Genomic DNA, 16,561 nt, shown 5'->3' on the forward strand with positions numbered 1-16,561 from the left:
GACGTCGCCCTGCGCCGATTCGATGCGAGTGAAGCCGGCCTCGGCTGCGACCTCGGCCGTGGCGTCGCCGACCGCGAACACCGGCAGGCCCCGCTCGCCGCTGATCCGGGCGAAGGCGGCCACGCCGTTGCGGCTGGTGAAGGCCAGGGCGCCGACGCCCGCGAGATTGGCCGTCCACGGCAGGTCGCGGACCTCCAGCAGCGGGTCGATCAGGGGTGTGAAGCCGAGCGCGGAAAGACGCGCGGCGGTGGCCTCGGCGCCGGGGCGGGCGCGGGTGATCCAGACGCGGGGCGCGCCCGTCGTCATTCGCTCGGCGCGATGATGGCGTCGCCGCCCTCGGCCTTGACGACCGCGCCCAGCTCCAGGCCCAGCGCCCGGGCCTGGCCCTCGTCGTCACCAGCGTCATCGGGGCCGGCGAGCGTGATCTCGCCCTCGTGGCGGATGCGGATCACGCCGTCGGGGCTGAGGGCTTCGACGATCAGGTGCAGGCGCGCGCCCTCCAGGCGGGCGTGGGCGCCGACGGCCGTGCGGCACGAGCCTTCCAGGGCGTAGAGCGCCCCGCGCTCGGCGGCCACGGCCAGGGTGGTGGCGCGGCAGGCGATGGCCTGCAGCCAGGGCAGACCGGCGTCTTCGGCGCGGCTCTCGATGGCCAGGGCGCCCTGGCCAGGGGCCGGCGGGGCGGCGACCGGATCGAGCCAGCTCTGCGGAATGTGGCCAAGACCCAGGCGGTTCAGCCCCGACTGGGCCAGCAGGATGGCGTCGGCCTCGCCGCGCTCCAGCTTGGCCAGACGCGTGTCGACATTGCCGCGCAGCATGACGATGTCGAGATCGGGCCGCACGTGCAGGGCCTGGGCCTGGCGACGCAAGGAGGCGGTGCCCAGGCGTGCGCCGCGCGGCAGGTCTTCCAGCCGCTGGGCCTTGTGGCTGATGAAGGCGTCGCGGACGTCCTCGCGCTCGGGCGTGGCGGCCAGCACCAGGCCCGGCGGCAGCACGGCCGGCATGTCCTTCAGCGAATGCACCGCGCAGTCGATGCGGCCGTCGAGCAGGGCCTCCTCGATCTCCTTGGTGAACAGGCCCTTGCCGCCGATCTCCATCAGCCGGCGGTTCTGGATGCGGTCGCCGCTGGTGACGATCGGGATCAGCTGGGCGTAGGTCGCGATCTCCTCGGGACCGGCGTCCAACGGCGCGCCGAGGGCATGGGCGATCCGCACCTGCATGTGGCCGGACTGGGCGAGCGACAGCTTGGAGCCGCGGGCGCCGATGCGGATGGGTTGCCGGGACACGGTCGGAGGGTTACCTGCATGCGAAACACGAGACTTCGCTGCTACAGGAGCCGCGGGACCCCCGCAACCGGATGACGACCCTTACGAACTCGGGCCTGGACAAGGGTCTCACCATCCTCGGGCTGGAGACCAGCTGCGACGAGACCGCCGCGTCCGTCGTGCGCCGGGACGCCGACGGCCGCGTGGAGGTGCTGTCCTCGATCGTCGGCACCCAGTTCGAGCAGCACGCCCCGTTCGGCGGGGTGGTGCCCGAGATCGCCGCCCGCGCCCATGTGGAAGTCATCGACAGCGTCGCGGCGCAGGCCATGCGCGCGGCCGGCATAGGCTATGACGCGCTCGACGGCGTGGCGGCCACGGCCGGCCCCGGTCTGGTCGGCGGGGTGATGGTCGGCCTGGCGTTCGGCAAGGCGGTGGCCCTGGCCCGCGACCTGCCGCTGGTGGCGGTCAACCACCTGGAGGGCCACGCGGTCTCGGCGCGGCTGGGGGCGGAGGTGGCCTATCCGTTCCTGCTGCTGCTGGTCTCCGGCGGGCACTGCCAGCTCCTGGAGGTCGGCGGCGTCGGCGCCTGCAAACGCCTGGGCACCACGATCGACGACGCGGCCGGCGAGGCCTTCGACAAGATCGCCAAGAGCCTGGGCCTGCCCTATCCGGGCGGCCCGGCCCTGGAGAAGCTGGCCAAGACCGGCGACGCCAGCAAGTACGAGCTGCCGCGCGCCCTGCTGGGCCGCAAGGACTGCGACTTCTCGTTCTCGGGGCTGAAGACGGCCGCCGCCCGCATCGCCGTCACCTTGACCAGCGACCAGGAACGCGCCGATCTGGCCGCCGCCGTGCAGTTCGCCATCGCCCGCCAGCTTTCCGAACGCACCGACCGGGCGATGAAGCTCTATGCCGCCGATCACGCGGCCGGCGAGCGCCGCTTCGTCGTCGCCGGCGGGGTGGCCGCCAATGGCGCGGTGCGCGCGGCCCTGCTGAAGGTGTGCGAGGACAACGGCTTTTCGTTCGACGCCCCGCCGCTGGCCTATTGCACCGACAACGCCGCCATGATCGCCCTGGCCGGGGCCGAGCGGCTGGCGGCCGGCATTTCCGATGATCTGGACGCCGTCGCGCGTCCCCGCTGGCCCCTCGACGAGGCGGCGGCGTTATCCAATCCGAGCAACAGTTTCGGTCGAAAGGGAGCCAAGGCATGAGCTTCAAGCACGCGGGCGTCGTCGGCGCCGGGGCGTGGGGCACGGCCCTGGCTCAGGTCGCGGCGCGCGCCGGTCTCCAGGTGACCTTGCAGGCCCGCGAGCCGGAGGTCGTCGCCTCGATCGCCGACAAGCGCGAGAACACGATGTTCCTGGCCGGGGTCGCGCTGGAGCCGGCGATCACCGCCGTTTCCGACATGGCCGCCCTGGCGCCTTGCGACCTCATCCTGGCCGTGCCGCCGGCCCAGCACCTGCGTTCGGCCATGGCCGCCCTGAAGCCGCACCTCAAGCCCGGCGTTCCGGTGGTGCTGTGCTCCAAGGGCGTCGAGCAGGGCTCGCTGAAGCTGATGACCGACGTGGCCGCCGAGACCCTGCCGGGCGTGGCCATCGCCGTGCTGTCGGGTCCCAGCTTCGCCGGCGAGGTCGCCCGCGGCCTGCCCGCCGCCGCCACCCTGGCCTGCGAGGACGAGGCCCTGGGCAAGGCGATCGTCGAGGCCATCGCCATTCCGACCTTCCGCCCCTACTGGGCCGCCGACGTGATCGGCGCCGAGGCCGGCGGGGCGGTGAAGAACGTCCTGGCCATCGCCTGCGGCATCTCGGAAGGCAAGGGCCTGGGCCGCAACGCCCACGCCGCTCTGATCACCCGGGGCTTCGCCGAGCTCACCCGCCTGGCCCTGGCCCTGGGCGGCAAGGCCGAGACGGTCGCCGGCCTCTGCGGCCTGGGCGACCTGGTGCTCACCTGCTCGTCCAGCCAGTCGCGCAACATGACGGTCGGCCTGGCGCTGGGCCAGGGCCAGACCCTGGAACAGGCCCTGGCCGGCAAGGTCTCCGTGGCCGAAGGCGTCGCCTCGGCCCCGGCCGTCCGCGCCCTGGCCCGCAAGCTCGGCGTCGAGACCCCGATCTGCGAAGCCGTCGCCGCCATCCTGGCCGGCGAGGTCGACGTCGACAGCGCCATCCTGGGTTTGCTCTCCCGGCCGCTGAAGGCGGAGGGGTAGAGAAAGCAAGATCCTCCCCCTCTGGGGGAGGTGGCGCGAAGCGCCGGAGGGGGGGCGTTTTCAGCTTCCGAGGCGCTGGCCGACTTCGCGCCTGCTTCCCCCTCCGTCGGCTTCGCCGACACCTCCCCCTTCGGGGGGAGGGTCTCTCAAATCGACCTCGTTCAACAAGGAACTCCGCCCATGCCGCTCTACGCCATCGTCTGCAAGGACAAGCCCGGCGCTCTCGAGACCCGCCTGGCCGTGCGCCCCAAGCACCTGGACTACCTGAACGCCTCGACGGGCCTGAAGGCCGCCGGCGCCCTGCTGGACGACGACGGCAATCCGATCGGCTCGATCATCGTGGTCGAGGTCGAGGACAAGGCCGCCGCCCAGGCCCAGGCCGACAACGACCCGTTCACCGCCGCCGGCGTGTTCGAGAGCGTCGAGGTCCGCCCGTGGCGCCTGGCCATCGGTTCGTTCTGAGCTTGATGGACGACAATCCCGCCCGCCCAGCGCCCGGCCAGGCGATCTGCGCCCTGGCCGACATCCCCGAGCCGGGCGCGGCGGGTTTTCGCTATCGCGAGGGCGAGGCGATGTTCGCCGGCTTCGTCGTCCGCAAGGACGGCGGGGTCTTCGCCTATGTCGACAGCTGCCCGCACGCCGGCTGGCCGCTGGCCGGGATCAGCGGCCGGTTCCTGACCCGCGAGAACGACCTGATCCTGTGCGGCGGCCACGCGGCCCTGTTCCGCATCGCCGACGGCGCCTGCGTGGCCGGCCCCTGCGGCGGCAAGAGCCTCACCGTCTGGCCCGTGCGGGTCGAGGACGGGCAGGTCGTCGCGGCCTGAATCCTGATCGCCTGACCCTTCCTTAACCGATGGTCGGTAAGGCTCTCTCCACTCAAGGAGGAGCCAGGGCCATGGCCGACGGATCTAATCCCGCTTTCGACGCCGAACTGACCGACGCCGTCGACGCGCGCGGGGCCGGCGCCAAGCTGCGCTCCCTGGGCAAGATCAATCCGCGCTTCGCCTCGCAACTGGCCCGCACCATGCTGGCCAAGACCCGCGACAACGACAGCGCCGGCCAGTTCGCCGCCTATTCCGAAGCCAAGGGCTTCGAGTTCACCTCGGCCTGGGCCGCCAACAACATCCCGTTCGTGGCCCCGCTGCTGCGCGACTTCATGGACAAGCGCCCGGCCGCCGGGCCGAAGGTCCGCTACATGGAGATCGGCGCCTATGAGGGCCGCAACCTCGCCTTCATGGACTGGATGTTCCCCGACCGCCTCGAGGTGACGGTGATCGATCCCTGGTTCGACGAGAACCTGAACCCGGAAGAGAAGTACCACGCCGTCGAGCCGCGCTTTCACCGCAACATGGCGCGCACGACCTTCGGCAAGGTCCACACCCACAAGGGCTTCTCGACCTACGAGCTGCCCAAGATGCTCGAGGCCGACCAGAAGTTCGACCTGATCTATGTCGACGGCAGCCACACGGCCCTGGCGGTGATGATCGACCTGTGCTGCTGCGCCAGCCTGCTGGAGGTGGGCGGCATGATGGTGCTCGACGACTACTGGCACGACATCAGCGAGATCGGCGGCCCCGGCGTGAAGCAGGCGGTCGACCAGTTCCACGCCGCCTTCGGCCGCTACTTCGACGTCGCCGCCGTCTACCGCCAGGTGGCCCTGGTGAAGACGGCGGAGATCCCGCGGTAGGGAGGGGCGCCTACGTTTTCTCCCTTCCCCCTTGATGGGGGAAGGGTCGGGGATGGGGGTGACTGCTGAATTGGCGACGGTGCAGCGTTTGACGCCGCATCACCCCCACCCCTGCCCCTCCCCCATCAAGGGGGAGGGGGTCGTGGAAAACGTTCGCCGCTTACGCGGGCGCTGAAGCCGGGAACCTGACCCACCTCCGCAACCTCCGGTCCGCGACCATCGGTCGCTGGCGTGGTTAAGGCCCGTTAGAGGCCCCGTCCTGCATCCTTGCCCGCGAGATTTCGGGGGAGGGGCCTAATGGCTTCGCTGAGTCAGAAGATCATGGGCGCCAGCGTCGGGGCGGCGCTGCTGTGCGCGGCCGCGGCGGGCGCTGGCCTGTGGGTGGCCGTCAGCCTGTCGCACGCGCTGGACCGCTCGGCGGCCTCGTCGCGGGTGCTGCGGCTGCACATGCACGCCGACATGATGCACGACGCCCTGCGCGGCGACGCCAGCGGCGCGATCATGGTCACCGACCCGTCGCTGGGCGTCGACCTCAAACAGGTCCAGGCCGATCTGGCCGAGCACGTCGGCGCCTTCGAGACCGACATCAAGCAAGGCCGGTCCCTGGCTCAGGACCCCGCCGCCCAGGCCGCGCTGGACCAGGTGTCCGCGCCCCTGGCGGCCTATATCGCCACCGCCCGCAAGCTGGTCGGCGCGGCCGGGAGCGATCCCGCCGCCGCCCGCGCCCTGCTGCCCGAATTCAACAAGCAGTTCTCGGCGCTGGAGACGGCGATGGAGGACGCGTCGCAGAAGATCGAGGTCGCCGCCCAGGCCGACGCCGACGCGGCCAAGCGCATGGGCGATCTTGGCCAGGTGCTGATGGCCGCCCTGCTGGGCGTGGCGGCGCTGTTCGCCGCCGCCATGGTCATCGCCGCCCGCCGGGTGCTGATCGCGCCGCTGGTGGCGATCACCGGCTGCCTGCGCCGCCTGGCCCAGGGCGACCTGACCGTGGTGCTGCCCAGCAGCGCCCGCAAGGACGAGATCGGCCAGATGACCGCCGCCCTGCACGCCTTCAAGGACGCCGTCGTCGCCCGCCAGCAGGAACTGGAGGCCGCCGATGTCCGCGAGGCGCTCGAAGAAGAGCGCAAGGCCGCCGAGGCCCGCCGCGACGAGGCCGACGCCACCCAGCGCGCGGTGGTCGAAGCCCTCGGGTCGGCCCTGCAGAGCCTGGCGGTCGGCGACCTGTCGCAGCGCATCGACCAGGCCTTCCCGGCCGGCTACGAGGCCCTGCGCCAGGACTACAACCTCGCGCTGGACAAGCTGGCCGGCCTTGTCGCCGCCTCGCTGGACGGGGTGGCGATGATCCAGGGCGGGGCCCGCGAGATCACCGAGGCCGCCGACGACCTCTCCCGCCGCACCGAGCACCAGGCCGCCAGCCTGGAAGAGACCGCCGCCGCCCTCGACGAGATCACCAGCACGGTCCGCGCCGCCGCCGACGGGGCCGAGCGCGCCCGCCAGGTGGTGGCCCGCGCCCGCCAGGCCGCCCAGGCCAGCGGCGACGTCGTCGACCAGGCCGTCGGCGCCATGGCCGGCATCGAGCAGTCCTCCAGCCAGATTGGCCGGATCATCGGAGTGATCGACGAGATCGCCTTCCAGACCAACCTTCTGGCCCTCAACGCCGGGGTCGAGGCCGCCCGTGCGGGCGAGGCGGGCCGCGGCTTCGCCGTCGTCGCCTCCGAGGTGCGGGCCCTGGCCCAGCGCTCGGCCGAGGCCGCCAAGGAGATCAAGACCCTGATCGCCGCCAGCGCCGCCGAGGTGGGGCAGGGGGTGTCCTATGTCGGTCGCGCCGGCGAGGTGCTGCGCGGCATCGCCGGCCAGGTCGAGGAGATCGACACCCTGGTGCGCGAGATCACCGCCTCGGCCAAGACCCAGGCGCAAGGCCTGGCGGAGGTCAACGCCACCGTGAACCAGATGGACCAGGTCACCCAGCAGAACGCCGCCATGGTGGAGGAGACCACGGCCGCCAGCCACGCCCTCTCCAACGAGGCCACGCGCCTGGCCGACCGCATGGGCGAACTGAAGATCGCCGGCGAAGGCGAACGGCCCGGTCAGCGTCCCGGTCAGCGTCCGGGAGCGCGTCGCGCGGCCTAGGGGCGAGGCCACGCGCGGGCCCGCCCCCTCGCTCAACCGCGCGCGGGCTGATATGGGCTGCGCACGGAGTTTCTGACCACATGACCGATACGATTTCCGACGCCGTGGCCGTGGGCCGCCGGGTGCTGAGCATCGAGGCCCAGGCCCTTTCGCAGATGGCCGATGGCCTGGGCGAGGCCTTCGCGCGCGCCGTCCAGGTGATGCACGACGCCAAGGGCCGCATCGTCTGCACCGGCATGGGCAAGTCGGGCCACGTGGCGCGCAAGATCGCCGCCACCCTGGCCTCGACCGGCAGCCAGGCGATGTTCGTCCACCCGGCCGAGGCCAGCCACGGCGACCTTGGCATGATCGGTCCCGACGACGTGGTGCTGGCCCTGTCGAAGTCGGGCGAGGCGCGCGAGCTGGCCGACACCCTGACCTACTGCAAGCGCTTCTCGATCCCGCTGATCGCCGTCACCGCCGTGGCGACCAGCCAGCTGGGCAAGGCCGGCGACGTGCTGCTGCTGCTGCCCGACGCGCCGGAAGCCACCGCGGAGGTCAACGCCCCGACCACCTCGACCACCCTGCAGATCGCGCTTGGCGACGCCCTGGCCGTGGCGCTGCTGGAAAGCCGCGGCTTCACGGCCAGCGACTTCCGGATCTTCCACCCGGGCGGCAAGCTGGGGGCGGTGCTGCGCACGGTGGCCGACCTGATGCACGGGGCCGAGGAACTGCCGCTGGTGGCCGAGAGCGCGCCGATGGGCGAGGCTCTGCTGGTCATGAGCCAGAAGCGCTTCGGCGCGGTGGGCGTGATCGACGCGGCCGGCGACCTCGTCGGCCTGATCACCGACGGCGACCTTCGCCGCCACATGGACGGCCTGATGGGCCACGCCGCCGGCGAGGTGATGACCCGCGGCCCGCTGGTGATCGCCTCGGGCGCACTGGCCGCCGAGGCCCTGAAGGTGATGAACGAGCGCCGGATCACCGTGCTGTTCGTCGTCGAGGCCGGCAAGCCCGTGGGCGTGCTGCACGTCCACGACCTGCTGCGGGCCGGAGTGATCTGAAGATCCCTCTCTCTGAGAGAGAGGGATCTTATGACGGCGCCTAGACCCGCGCCTCGGACCCGAACGCCGCCAGGTCGCGGATCAGCGACACGACCGCCTGCTCGACCAGCTCGCCGCCCTTTTCCGGGGTGGCCAGGGCCGGGTCCGAGCCCATGCGGCCGTCGGCGTAGCGGGCGCGGAAGTCCAGCGCCTCGCGGATCGGGCCGGTGGGGGCGATCTTGGGCTCGTAATCGGCGGTCTTGATGCTGTCGGGATAGCCCCACTGGGTCACCGCGATCTCCGAAGGCGTGGCGTGGCTGCCGTGGCCGACGGGGAATTGGCGCATGGCCAGGGCGTTGACGCCGTCCAGGTCCCACCAGTTCTTCAGCTTCATGGCGAATGGGCAGCGCTCCTTGCGGAAGCTGTACTCGGCGTAGATCTCGGAGAAGGCCGCCTCGATAGTGGCGACGTTGCCGCCGTGGCCGTTGAGGAAATAGATCTTCGTAAAGCCGTGGGCGCCCAGCGAGCGCGTCCAGTCGCCGATCGCGGCCATGAAGGTCGAGGGGCGCAGGAAGATGGTGCCCGGGAAGGCCAGGTGATGCTGGGCCATGCCGACATTGAAGGTCGGCGCCACCAGCACCTCGTCCGAGCGCTTGGACGCCTCGTGGGCGATGATCTCCGGGCACAGCCAGTCGGTGCCCAAGAGGCCCGTCGGGCCGTGCTGCTCGTTGGAGCCGATCGGCACCACCACCGTCTTCGACCGCGTCAGGAAGGCTTCGATCTCGGGCCAGGTCGAAAGGGCGAGCAGCATGGCTGGAAACTCCGAAAGAAATCCTGGGTCGGCGCGGCGGGGGACCCGCGCCTAGTGTCCGGCCACGGCTTTACGCCCGATGGCGCGCTGAGCCGACCCGAAATTTCAGCATGGGAGCCCGCCATGGGCCTGCAACTCGGCGACATCGTTCCGGACTTCACCCAGGCCTCGACCGAAGGCCCGATCCAGTTCCACGACTGGGCGGCCGGCTCGTGGGTGGTGCTGTTCTCGCACCCCAAGGACTTCACCCCGGTCTGCACCACCGAGCTCGGCACGGTGGCCAAGCTGAAGCCGGAATTCGACAGGCGCGGCGTCAAGGTGATCGGCCTGTCGGTCGACGGCCTGGAGAACCACGGCGGCTGGGCGGCCGACATCGAGGAGACGCAAGGCGCGAAGCTGAATTTCCCGCTGATCGCCGACACCGACCGCTCGGTGTCAAACCTCTACGGCATGATCCATCCGAACGCCTCGGACACCCTGACCGTCCGCAGCGTCTACATCATCGACGCCAACAAGAAGCTGCGCCTGACCCTGACCTATCCGGCCTCCACCGGGCGGAACTTCGACGAGATCCTGCGGGTCATCGACAGCCTGCAGCTGACCGACGGGCACAAGGTCGCCACCCCGGCCAACTGGACCCAGGGCGGCGACGTGATCATCGTCCCCTCGGTCGACAACGAGACGGCCAAGACCCTCTTCCCGGGCGGCTGGGACGAGCAGAAGCCCTATCTGCGCGTGGTGCCGCAGCCGGCGTAAGGGGCGGCTGTCTCTCGGCCGACCCAATCGTGCTTCCCTCGCCCTTGTGGCGAGGCCCATGCTGGCGACCGCTTAGACCTGGGCCGCTACTCCGAGTTCTGAGCGGCTGAACGATGGATCCTGGACACGAGGCCCAGGAAGGCGATCGGGGGCGGAAGCGCGTTCCAAGCTTGGAACGCCGGCCTGCTCTGATCGCCGCTCCACCTCCGCGCGCTTGCACGGGAGCGCTGCACGCGCGCAAAGTCCTCCGCCTGGCGTCAACGAAGACGCCAGGGGAGGAGACCTCGATGGCCGCAGCCCACGCCCGGGACGTGCTCGCCGTGCTCGACGGCGCGGGACCGGCTCTGTCGCCGGTGGCGGCCTCCTGGCGGCGCAGCCTGGTGCTGCACGGCCTCGACCCCGAGAACCGCAAGGCTCCCGACACCCTGACCCAGCGCGAGCTGGGCGAGGCCCAGGAGCGGATGGGCGCCCTGCGCGCCGCCGCCGCCGACACGCTGGACGCGCTGTTCCAGGCGGTCGGCGCCTCAGGCGCCTGCGTGCTGCTGACCGACAGCGTCGGCGTGCCGGTCGACCGGCGCGGCATGGCGGCCGACGATCCGGTGTTCCATCGCTGGGGCCTGTGGACCGGCGCGGTGTGGAGCGAGGCCCGCGAGGGCACCAACGGCATCGGCACGTGCCTGGCCGAACAGCGCACCCTGACCATCCACCGCGACCAGCATTTCCACACCCGCAACATCGGCCTTAGCTGCACCGTCGCGCCGCTGTTCGACCATCAGGGCAGGCTGGCCGGCGCTCTCGACGTCTCGTCCTGCCGGGCGGGGCTCGACGGCATGACCGGACTGATGGAGACCGTGGTCAACGACGCGGCCCGCCGCATCGAGTCCAGGGCCTTCCGCGAGGCCTTCCCCGGCGCGCGCATCGTGCTGCTGGGCGAGGTTCGCGCCGACCGCGCCTCGACCCCGATGCTGGCCGTCGATGCCGACGACGTGGTCATCGGCGCCACCCGCGCCGCCCGCCAGGCCCTGGAGCTGACCGACGACAAGCTGAAGCGCGGCCTGCCTTCGCCGGATCGCGGGGCCGACCTGGAAGACGCCGAGCGCGCCGTGGTGCGCCGGGCGCTGGGAGCCGCCGGCGGCAACGTCTCCGCCGCCGCCACGGCCCTGGGGGTCAGCCGGGCGACGCTGCACCGGAAGATCAACAGGCTGGGACTGGCCCGAGGCTGAAACGCGCCGGGCCGGTCGCGCCTCCTCAGAAGGCGTAGTTCACGCCGCCGCGGATCTCGGTGGCGTAGACGGGCCTCAGGGTGAAGCTGGAGCCGTCCCCGAAGGTCATCGAAGCCTCGGCGGCGGTGCTCGGCGCGCTGACATTGCTGGTCAGGTAGAGTTCGCGGCGATGCAGCAGGTCCAGCCGCAGGGAGACCTGCGGCGTCACCGACGCGACGATCCCCGCCCCGCCGTAGTAGGTCGCGTCGCTGAGGAAGGCCGTCTGGCTGTACTGCGTGGTGCTGGAGGTGGCGCTGGAGGTCGCGGTCAGGTCGGACGCCTGCAGTCCCGCCCCGCCGAACACCGCCCAGCGCAGGTCCACTCCGGCCACCTCGGGCAGGGGGCCGTCGAGGCCGCCGTTGACCTCGGCGCCCACGCCGAAGCCTCGCGCCGTCCGGCGATAGGCCATGACGAACGGGATCGAGAAGTACTGTCGACCGCTGACGCCTTCCTTTTCCGTCAGGGAACGCCAGGAGCCGGTCACGGATCCGCCCATGGTGATGCCCAGTTCGCCCAGCGGCGACGGCGTCAAGAAGCGTCGCGCCACGCCCAGGGTCAGGTCGTAGCTCTGGTCGTCCTGGGTGACGAGGTTGCCCTCGATCGACAGGACGGGGCTCAGCGAGCCGATCGCGCCGTAGTCGACGCGCACCGCCGGCGTGGTCCGTTGATAGCTGGTGATCGTGTTGAAGAAGGGGCCCGAGCCATAGTTCGGCTTGAGCACCGACGGGCCGGTCAGCGCGACGCCGCCCAGATAGTTGGTCAGGCTCTTGGTCTGCAGGTCGCGATAGCCCAGGCCGAGCGTCCACAGCCAGCCCGCCTCGCCCTGTCCCTCCGGGGCGAAGCTGAACGCCAGGTCGACCGACGAGCCCCAGGCCTTCACGGATTTGGCCGGGGCGTCGCCCGTCTCCGTCAGGGATCCAGAGAAGTTGCTCGTGCTGACGGGGCTGTTGGCCTGGGAAACCGGGAGGAAGTATTCGTTCACCGTGCCGGTTTCGACATTGCGCACGTAGCGGGAAATGGCCTTGGCCTGGACGTCGCGCAGGCCGCCCGACAGGCTGACGGCGAAGCGCTGCCGGGGCTCGGTCTCGAGCTGTGACGCCGAGGGCGCCGGCTGGACGGGCGAGGGCGCGACGGCGGGCGGCGGCGAGGCGGCCGCCAGGGCCGCGTAGCAGGCCTTGGCGCTTTCCATCCTCAGGCGCTCGGCTTCGGCGCGCAGGGTCTTGTAGGTCCGCAGTTCGGCGTCGCCCGCATCGCCGACCGACCCGGCGCGAGCCGCCTTGGCGACGGCTTCGTTGGCGGCCTTGAGGGCGGCGAAGGCCCGATCCTCGGTGGCCTCGATCGCGGCGTTGGCGCCGCTGGGATCACAGGAAGCGTCTACGGGACCGGCGGCGATGGCCGCCGCGGCGATTGCGGACAGAAACATGGGCTAACTCCAGGCGAGCGCTTTGGCTATTCGCATCTAAAGGCTGAGCTCGCAATCCTGTCCCTGCCGACTTTGGGCGCAATCCAGACCGCTGCATCTGTCGCAAGCTTGAGACACCTCCGGCCCGCCGCCGCCTGCGCCCCGCTCGAGATCGAAAATCCGGGCGCAAGCTCCTGCCTGCGACGCCGAAGACGGCGCGACGGAGGAAACCATGACCAAGCCAGAGTTCATCGACTCGCTGTCCCGCCCGCCGTTCAAGGCGCGCTACGACAACTTCATCGGCGGCCAGTGGGTCGCCCCGGCCGACGGCCGCTATTTCGACAACGCCTCGCCGATCACCGGCCGCAAGGTCTGCGAGATCGCCCGCTCGCAGGCCGAAGACGTCGAGCGCGCCCTCGACGCCGCCCACGCCGCCAAGGACGCCTGGGGCAAGACGAGCGCCGCCGACCGCTCGCGCGTTCTGCTGCGGATCGCCGACCGCATGGAGGAGAACCTCGCCACCCTGGCCACGGCCGAGACCTGGGACAACGGCAAGCCGATCCGCGAGACCATGGCCGCCGACCTGCCGCTGGCCATCGACCACTTCCGCTATTTCGCCGGCTGCCTGCGCAGCCAGGAAGGCTCGATCTCCGAGATCGACCACGACACCATCGCCTACCACTTCCACGAACCGCTGGGCGTGGTCGGCCAGATCATCCCGTGGAACTTCCCGCTGCTGATGGCCTGCTGGAAGCTGGCCCCGGCCATCGCCGCCGGCAACTGCGTGGTGCTCAAGCCCGCCGAGCAGACCCCGGCCTCGATCATGGTGCTGTTCGAGCTGATCGGCGACCTGCTGCCGCCCGGCGTGGTCAATGTCGTCAACGGCTTTGGTCTCGAGGCCGGCAAGCCGCTGGCGTCGAGCCCGCGCATCGCCAAGATCGCCTTCACCGGCGAGACGTCCACGGGCCGGCTGATCATGCAGTACGCCAGCCAGAACCTGATCCCGGTCACCCTGGAGCTGGGCGGCAAGTCGCCCAACATCTTCTTCGCCGACGTGACCGCCGAGGACGACGACTATCTCGACAAGGCGCTGGAGGGCTTTGCGATGTTCGCCCTCAATCAGGGCGAGGTCTGCACCTGCCCCAGCCGCGCCCTGGTGCAGAAGTCGATCTACGACAAGTTCATGGAGAAGGCGCTGAAGCGCGTGCAGGCGGTGGTGCAGGGCAATCCGCTGGATCCCTCGACCATGATCGGCGCCCAGGCCTCCGAGGAGCAGCTGAAGAAGATCCTCGGCTACATGGACATCGGCCGGGACGAGGGCGCCAGGCTCCTGACCGGCGGCTCGCGCACCGTCCTGCCGGGCCAGCTGGCCGATGGCTTCTATGTCGAGCCGACGGTGTTCGAGGGCCACAACAAGATGCGCATCTTCCAGGAGGAGATCTTCGGTCCCGTCCTGGCCGTGACCACCTTCGAGACCGAGGAAGAGGCGCTGGAGATCGCCAACGACACCGCCTTCGGCCTCGGGGCCGGGGTGTGGACCCGCGACGGCTCGCGCGCCTACCGCTTCGGGCGCGGCATCCAGGCCGGCCGGGTGTGGACCAACTGCTACCACGCCTATCCCGCCCACGCGGCCTTCGGCGGCTACAAGCAGTCGGGCGTGGGCCGCGAGACCCACAAGATGATGCTCGACCACTACCAGCAGACCAAGAACCTGCTGGTCAGCTACAGCGCCAAGGCGCTGGGCTTCTTCTAGGCCTTTTCCGTTCCTCCCCCTGGGCCTCCGCCGCGTGGCGGAGGCCCTTTCTTTCGCCCGGCGACGGGCTGATAGGGTGGGCTCTAGCGGCCTCAAAACCGACAAATCGAACAAGACCAAGTTTCTGTCGTCAGAAACAGAATTGGTCTGCTTGCGCAGGGGGCGGCGCTTCGCATACTCCCGCTCGCAAGACGACGACTGACGCAGCGGCAACATCGCTGGCGACGACAAGATCGACTGTAGAGACCTTAGGGAGACGCGTGGTGAGCGACGGACAGCTGTTTCCGGTTCCGGAAGACTGGGCGGGCAAGGCCCATATCGACGCCGCCGCCTACGAGGCCGCCGTGGCCCGGGTCGAAAGCGATCCCGAAGGCTACTGGCGCGATCTCGCCGCCCGCCTCGACTGGATCAAGGCCCCGACCAGGATCAAGGACGTCTCCTACGCCAAGGACGACTTCCGCATCCGCTGGTACGAGGACGGGGTGCTGAACGTCAGCGCCAATTGCCTGGATCGCCACCTGCCGCACCGCAAGGACGACGTCGCCCTGATCTTCGAGGGCGACGAGCCGGGCGTCTCCGACAAGATCACCTACGGCCAGCTGCACGACGACGTCTGCCGCATGGCCAATGTGCTGAAAGACCTGGGCGCCAGGAAGGGCGACCGGATCACCATCTACCTGCCGATGGTGCCCGTCGCCGCCGTGGCCATGCTGGCCTGCGCCCGCATCGGCGCCATCCATTCGGTGGTGTTCGGCGGCTTCTCGCCCGACAGCATCGCCGGCCGCATCCAGGACTGCGACTCCCGCCTCGTCATCACCGCCGACCAGGGCCGCCGGGGCGGCAAGAAGGTGCCGCTGAAGGCCAATATCGACGAGGCGCTCGAGCAGTGCCCGCAGGTCGAGAAGGTGCTGCTGGTCCGCTGGACCGGCGCCGAGGTTCCGATCGTCGAGGGCCGCGACGTGGTCTGGAACGACGTCCGGGACGCCGCCTCGAACGTCTGCGAGCCCGAGCCGATGAACGCCGAGGATCCGCTGTTCATCCTCTACACCTCCGGCTCGACGGGTAAGCCCAAGGGTGTGCTGCACACCACCGGCGGCTATCTGGCCTGGGCCAGTTGGACCTTCGAGTCCGTCTTCGACTATCGGCCCGGCGAAGTGTTCTGGTGCACGGCCGACGTCGGCTGGGTCACCGGCCACAGCTACGTCGTCTACGGCCCGCTGGCCAATGGCGGGACCAGCCTGATCTTCGAGGGCGTGCCCAACTACCCGACGCCGTCGCGGTTCTGGGAAGTGGTCGACAAGCACAAGGTCGAGATCTTCTACACCGCCCCCACCGCCCTGCGCGCCCTGATGCGCGAGGGCGACGAGCACGTGACCAAGAACGACCTGTCGTCCCTGCGCCTGCTGGGCAGCGTCGGCGAGCCGATCAATCCGGAGGCCTGGCTCTGGTATCACCGCGTGGTCGGCAAGGATAAGCTGCCGATCGTCGACACCTGGTGGCAGACCGAGACCGGCGGGATCCTGGTCTCGCCCCTGCCGGGCGCCACCGCCCTCAAGCCGGGCTCGGCCACCAAGCCGCTGCCGGGCGTCAAGCTGCAGCTCGTGGACGCCGAGGGCCAGGTGCTGGACGGCGCGACCGAGGGCAACCTCGTGATCACCGACAGCTGGCCGGGCCAGATGCGCACGGTCTATGGCGACCACCAGCGCTTCTTCGAGACCTATTTCTCGACCTATCCCGGCAAGTACTTCACCGGCGACGGCTGCAAGCGCGACGCCGACGGCTACTACTGGATCACCGGCCGGGTGGACGACGTCATCAACGTCTCGGGCCACCGCCTGGGCACCGCCGAGATCGAGAGCGCCCTGGTCGCCCACGAAGCCGTCGCCGAGGCGGCGGTGGTCGGCTACCCGCACGACATCAAGGGCCAGGGCGTCTACGCCTACGTCACCCTGAAGGCCGACGCGACGCCGACCGAGGAACTGCGCAAGCAACTGGTCCTCTGGGTCCGCCACGAGATCGGCCCCTTCGCCGCCCCCGACGTCCTGCAATGGGCGCCGGGCCTGCCCAAGACCCGCTCGGGCAAGATCATGCGCCGCATCCTGCGCAAGATCGCCGAGAACGCGGTGGACGCCCTGGGCGACACCTCGACCCTGGCCGATCCGTCGGTGGTGGACGACCTGGTGAGGAACCGGGCGGGCGCGAAGGCGGCGTAATCGTCCCTCTCCCCTTGCGGGAGAGGGTGGCCCCGCGGAGCGGGGTCGGGTGAGGGGTCTCTC

General features: G+C 70.5%; 15 protein-coding genes. 11 read left to right on the forward strand and 4 right to left on the reverse strand.

What is annotated here, in order from left to right; genetic code table 11:
• A partial coding sequence (locus DMC18_RS10120) for a uroporphyrinogen-III synthase (protein WP_199232562.1) occupies positions 1-306 on the reverse strand: 306 nt, incomplete at its 3' end.
• On the reverse strand, positions 303-1,283 hold the full coding sequence (hemC, locus tag DMC18_RS10125) for a hydroxymethylbilane synthase (protein WP_110132913.1): 981 nt from the start codon (positions 1,281-1,283) through the stop codon (positions 303-305). The genes DMC18_RS10120 and hemC, both read right to left, overlap by 4 nt.
• 71 nt (positions 1,284-1,354) lie before the next feature.
• Between hemC and tsaD the strand changes: the two genes are divergently transcribed.
• The 7 genes from tsaD to DMC18_RS10160 all read left to right on the forward strand — a co-directional run bounded on the left by tsaD (position 1,355) and on the right by DMC18_RS10160 (position 8,322).
• A complete protein-coding gene (gene tsaD, locus DMC18_RS10130) occupies positions 1,355-2,470 on the forward strand; it encodes a tRNA (adenosine(37)-N6)-threonylcarbamoyltransferase complex transferase subunit TsaD (protein WP_110118038.1) in 1,116 nt (371 codons plus the stop codon).
• A complete protein-coding gene (locus DMC18_RS10135) occupies positions 2,467-3,462 on the forward strand; it encodes an NAD(P)H-dependent glycerol-3-phosphate dehydrogenase (RefSeq protein WP_110118037.1) in 996 nt (331 codons plus the stop codon). The genes tsaD and DMC18_RS10135 overlap by 4 nt, the downstream gene beginning before the upstream one ends.
• A 180-nt stretch (positions 3,463-3,642) precedes the next feature.
• Entirely contained in the window at positions 3,643-3,924 is a 282-nt protein-coding gene (locus tag DMC18_RS10140) for a YciI family protein (protein WP_110118036.1), read from the forward strand.
• 5 nt (positions 3,925-3,929) lie between these two features.
• A complete protein-coding gene (locus DMC18_RS10145) occupies positions 3,930-4,286 on the forward strand; it encodes a Rieske (2Fe-2S) protein (protein WP_370443976.1) in 357 nt (118 codons plus the stop codon).
• Between the two features lie 71 nt (positions 4,287-4,357).
• A complete protein-coding gene (locus DMC18_RS10150) occupies positions 4,358-5,149 on the forward strand; it encodes a class I SAM-dependent methyltransferase (RefSeq protein ID WP_110118035.1) in 792 nt (263 codons plus the stop codon).
• 297 nt (positions 5,150-5,446) lie between these two features.
• On the forward strand, positions 5,447-7,279 hold the full coding sequence (locus tag DMC18_RS10155) for a methyl-accepting chemotaxis protein (RefSeq protein ID WP_110132914.1): 1,833 nt from the start codon (positions 5,447-5,449) through the stop codon (positions 7,277-7,279).
• Positions 7,280-7,359: 80 nt separating this feature from the next.
• Positions 7,360-8,322 (forward strand): SIS domain-containing protein, encoded by a 963-nt coding sequence (locus DMC18_RS10160; RefSeq protein WP_110119493.1) that lies wholly within the window; start codon positions 7,360-7,362, stop codon positions 8,320-8,322.
• Positions 8,323-8,362: 40 nt separating this feature from the next.
• On the opposite strand, the gene DMC18_RS10165 is transcribed toward DMC18_RS10160, so the two are convergent.
• Positions 8,363-9,112, reverse strand: coding sequence for a creatininase family protein (locus DMC18_RS10165; RefSeq protein WP_110119492.1), 750 nt, complete (start codon positions 9,110-9,112; stop codon positions 8,363-8,365).
• A 123-nt stretch (positions 9,113-9,235) separates the two neighbouring features.
• On the opposite strand from DMC18_RS10165, the gene DMC18_RS10170 reads away from it, so the two are divergent.
• A complete protein-coding gene (locus DMC18_RS10170) occupies positions 9,236-9,868 on the forward strand; it encodes a peroxiredoxin (RefSeq protein WP_110119491.1) in 633 nt (210 codons plus the stop codon).
• Positions 9,869-10,155: 287 nt separating this feature from the next.
• Positions 10,156-11,091, forward strand: a complete 936-nt coding sequence (locus tag DMC18_RS10175) for a GAF domain-containing protein (RefSeq protein WP_110119490.1) — start codon at positions 10,156-10,158, stop codon at positions 11,089-11,091.
• Positions 11,092-11,116: 25 nt separating this feature from the next.
• Here the strand turns inward: DMC18_RS10175 and DMC18_RS10180 are convergent, their stop codons facing one another.
• Positions 11,117-12,553, reverse strand: coding sequence for a hypothetical protein (locus DMC18_RS10180; protein ID WP_110119489.1), 1,437 nt, complete (start codon positions 12,551-12,553; stop codon positions 11,117-11,119).
• Between the two features lie 211 nt (positions 12,554-12,764).
• Between DMC18_RS10180 and adh the strand changes: the two genes are divergently transcribed.
• Both adh and acs read left to right on the forward strand, forming a co-directional pair.
• The gene (gene adh / locus DMC18_RS10185) at positions 12,765-14,285 is read left to right on the forward strand and encodes an aldehyde dehydrogenase (protein ID WP_110119488.1); all 1,521 of its coding nucleotides are present in this window, start codon (positions 12,765-12,767) and stop codon (positions 14,283-14,285) included.
• Positions 14,286-14,545: 260 nt separating this feature from the next.
• Positions 14,546-16,498, forward strand: a complete 1,953-nt coding sequence (gene acs, locus DMC18_RS10190) for an acetate--CoA ligase (protein ID WP_110119487.1) — start codon at positions 14,546-14,548, stop codon at positions 16,496-16,498.
• The last annotated feature ends 63 nt before the right edge of the window (positions 16,499-16,561 follow it).

Source organism: Caulobacter sp. D5, assembly GCF_003185805.1.
Classification (GTDB): domain Bacteria; phylum Pseudomonadota; class Alphaproteobacteria; order Caulobacterales; family Caulobacteraceae; genus Caulobacter.

Excerpts from the sequence above, each read along its gene's own strand:
- DMC18_RS10155 (WP_110132914.1), top strand. The coding sequence starts at position 5,447 with ATGGCTTCGCTGAGTCAGAAGATCATGGGCGCCAGCGTCGGGGCGGCG.
- adh (WP_110119488.1), top strand. The coding sequence starts at position 12,765 with ATGACCAAGCCAGAGTTCATCGACTCGCTGTCCCGCCCGCCGTTCAAG.
- DMC18_RS10160 (WP_110119493.1), top strand. The coding sequence starts at position 7,360 with ATGACCGATACGATTTCCGACGCCGTGGCCGTGGGCCGCCGGGTGCTG.
- DMC18_RS10140 (WP_110118036.1), top strand. The coding sequence starts at position 3,643 with ATGCCGCTCTACGCCATCGTCTGCAAGGACAAGCCCGGCGCTCTCGAG.
- DMC18_RS10150 (WP_110118035.1), top strand. The coding sequence starts at position 4,358 with ATGGCCGACGGATCTAATCCCGCTTTCGACGCCGAACTGACCGACGCC.
- DMC18_RS10180 (WP_110119489.1), bottom strand. The coding sequence starts at position 12,553 with ATGTTTCTGTCCGCAATCGCCGCGGCGGCCATCGCCGCCGGTCCCGTA.
- DMC18_RS10175 (WP_110119490.1), top strand. The coding sequence starts at position 10,156 with ATGGCCGCAGCCCACGCCCGGGACGTGCTCGCCGTGCTCGACGGCGCG.
- DMC18_RS10135 (WP_110118037.1), top strand. The coding sequence starts at position 2,467 with ATGAGCTTCAAGCACGCGGGCGTCGTCGGCGCCGGGGCGTGGGGCACG.
- DMC18_RS10165 (WP_110119492.1), bottom strand. The coding sequence starts at position 9,112 with ATGCTGCTCGCCCTTTCGACCTGGCCCGAGATCGAAGCCTTCCTGACG.
- DMC18_RS10170 (WP_110119491.1), top strand. The coding sequence starts at position 9,236 with ATGGGCCTGCAACTCGGCGACATCGTTCCGGACTTCACCCAGGCCTCG.
- tsaD (WP_110118038.1), top strand. The coding sequence starts at position 1,355 with ATGACGACCCTTACGAACTCGGGCCTGGACAAGGGTCTCACCATCCTC.
- DMC18_RS10145 (WP_370443976.1), top strand. The coding sequence starts at position 3,930 with ATGGACGACAATCCCGCCCGCCCAGCGCCCGGCCAGGCGATCTGCGCC.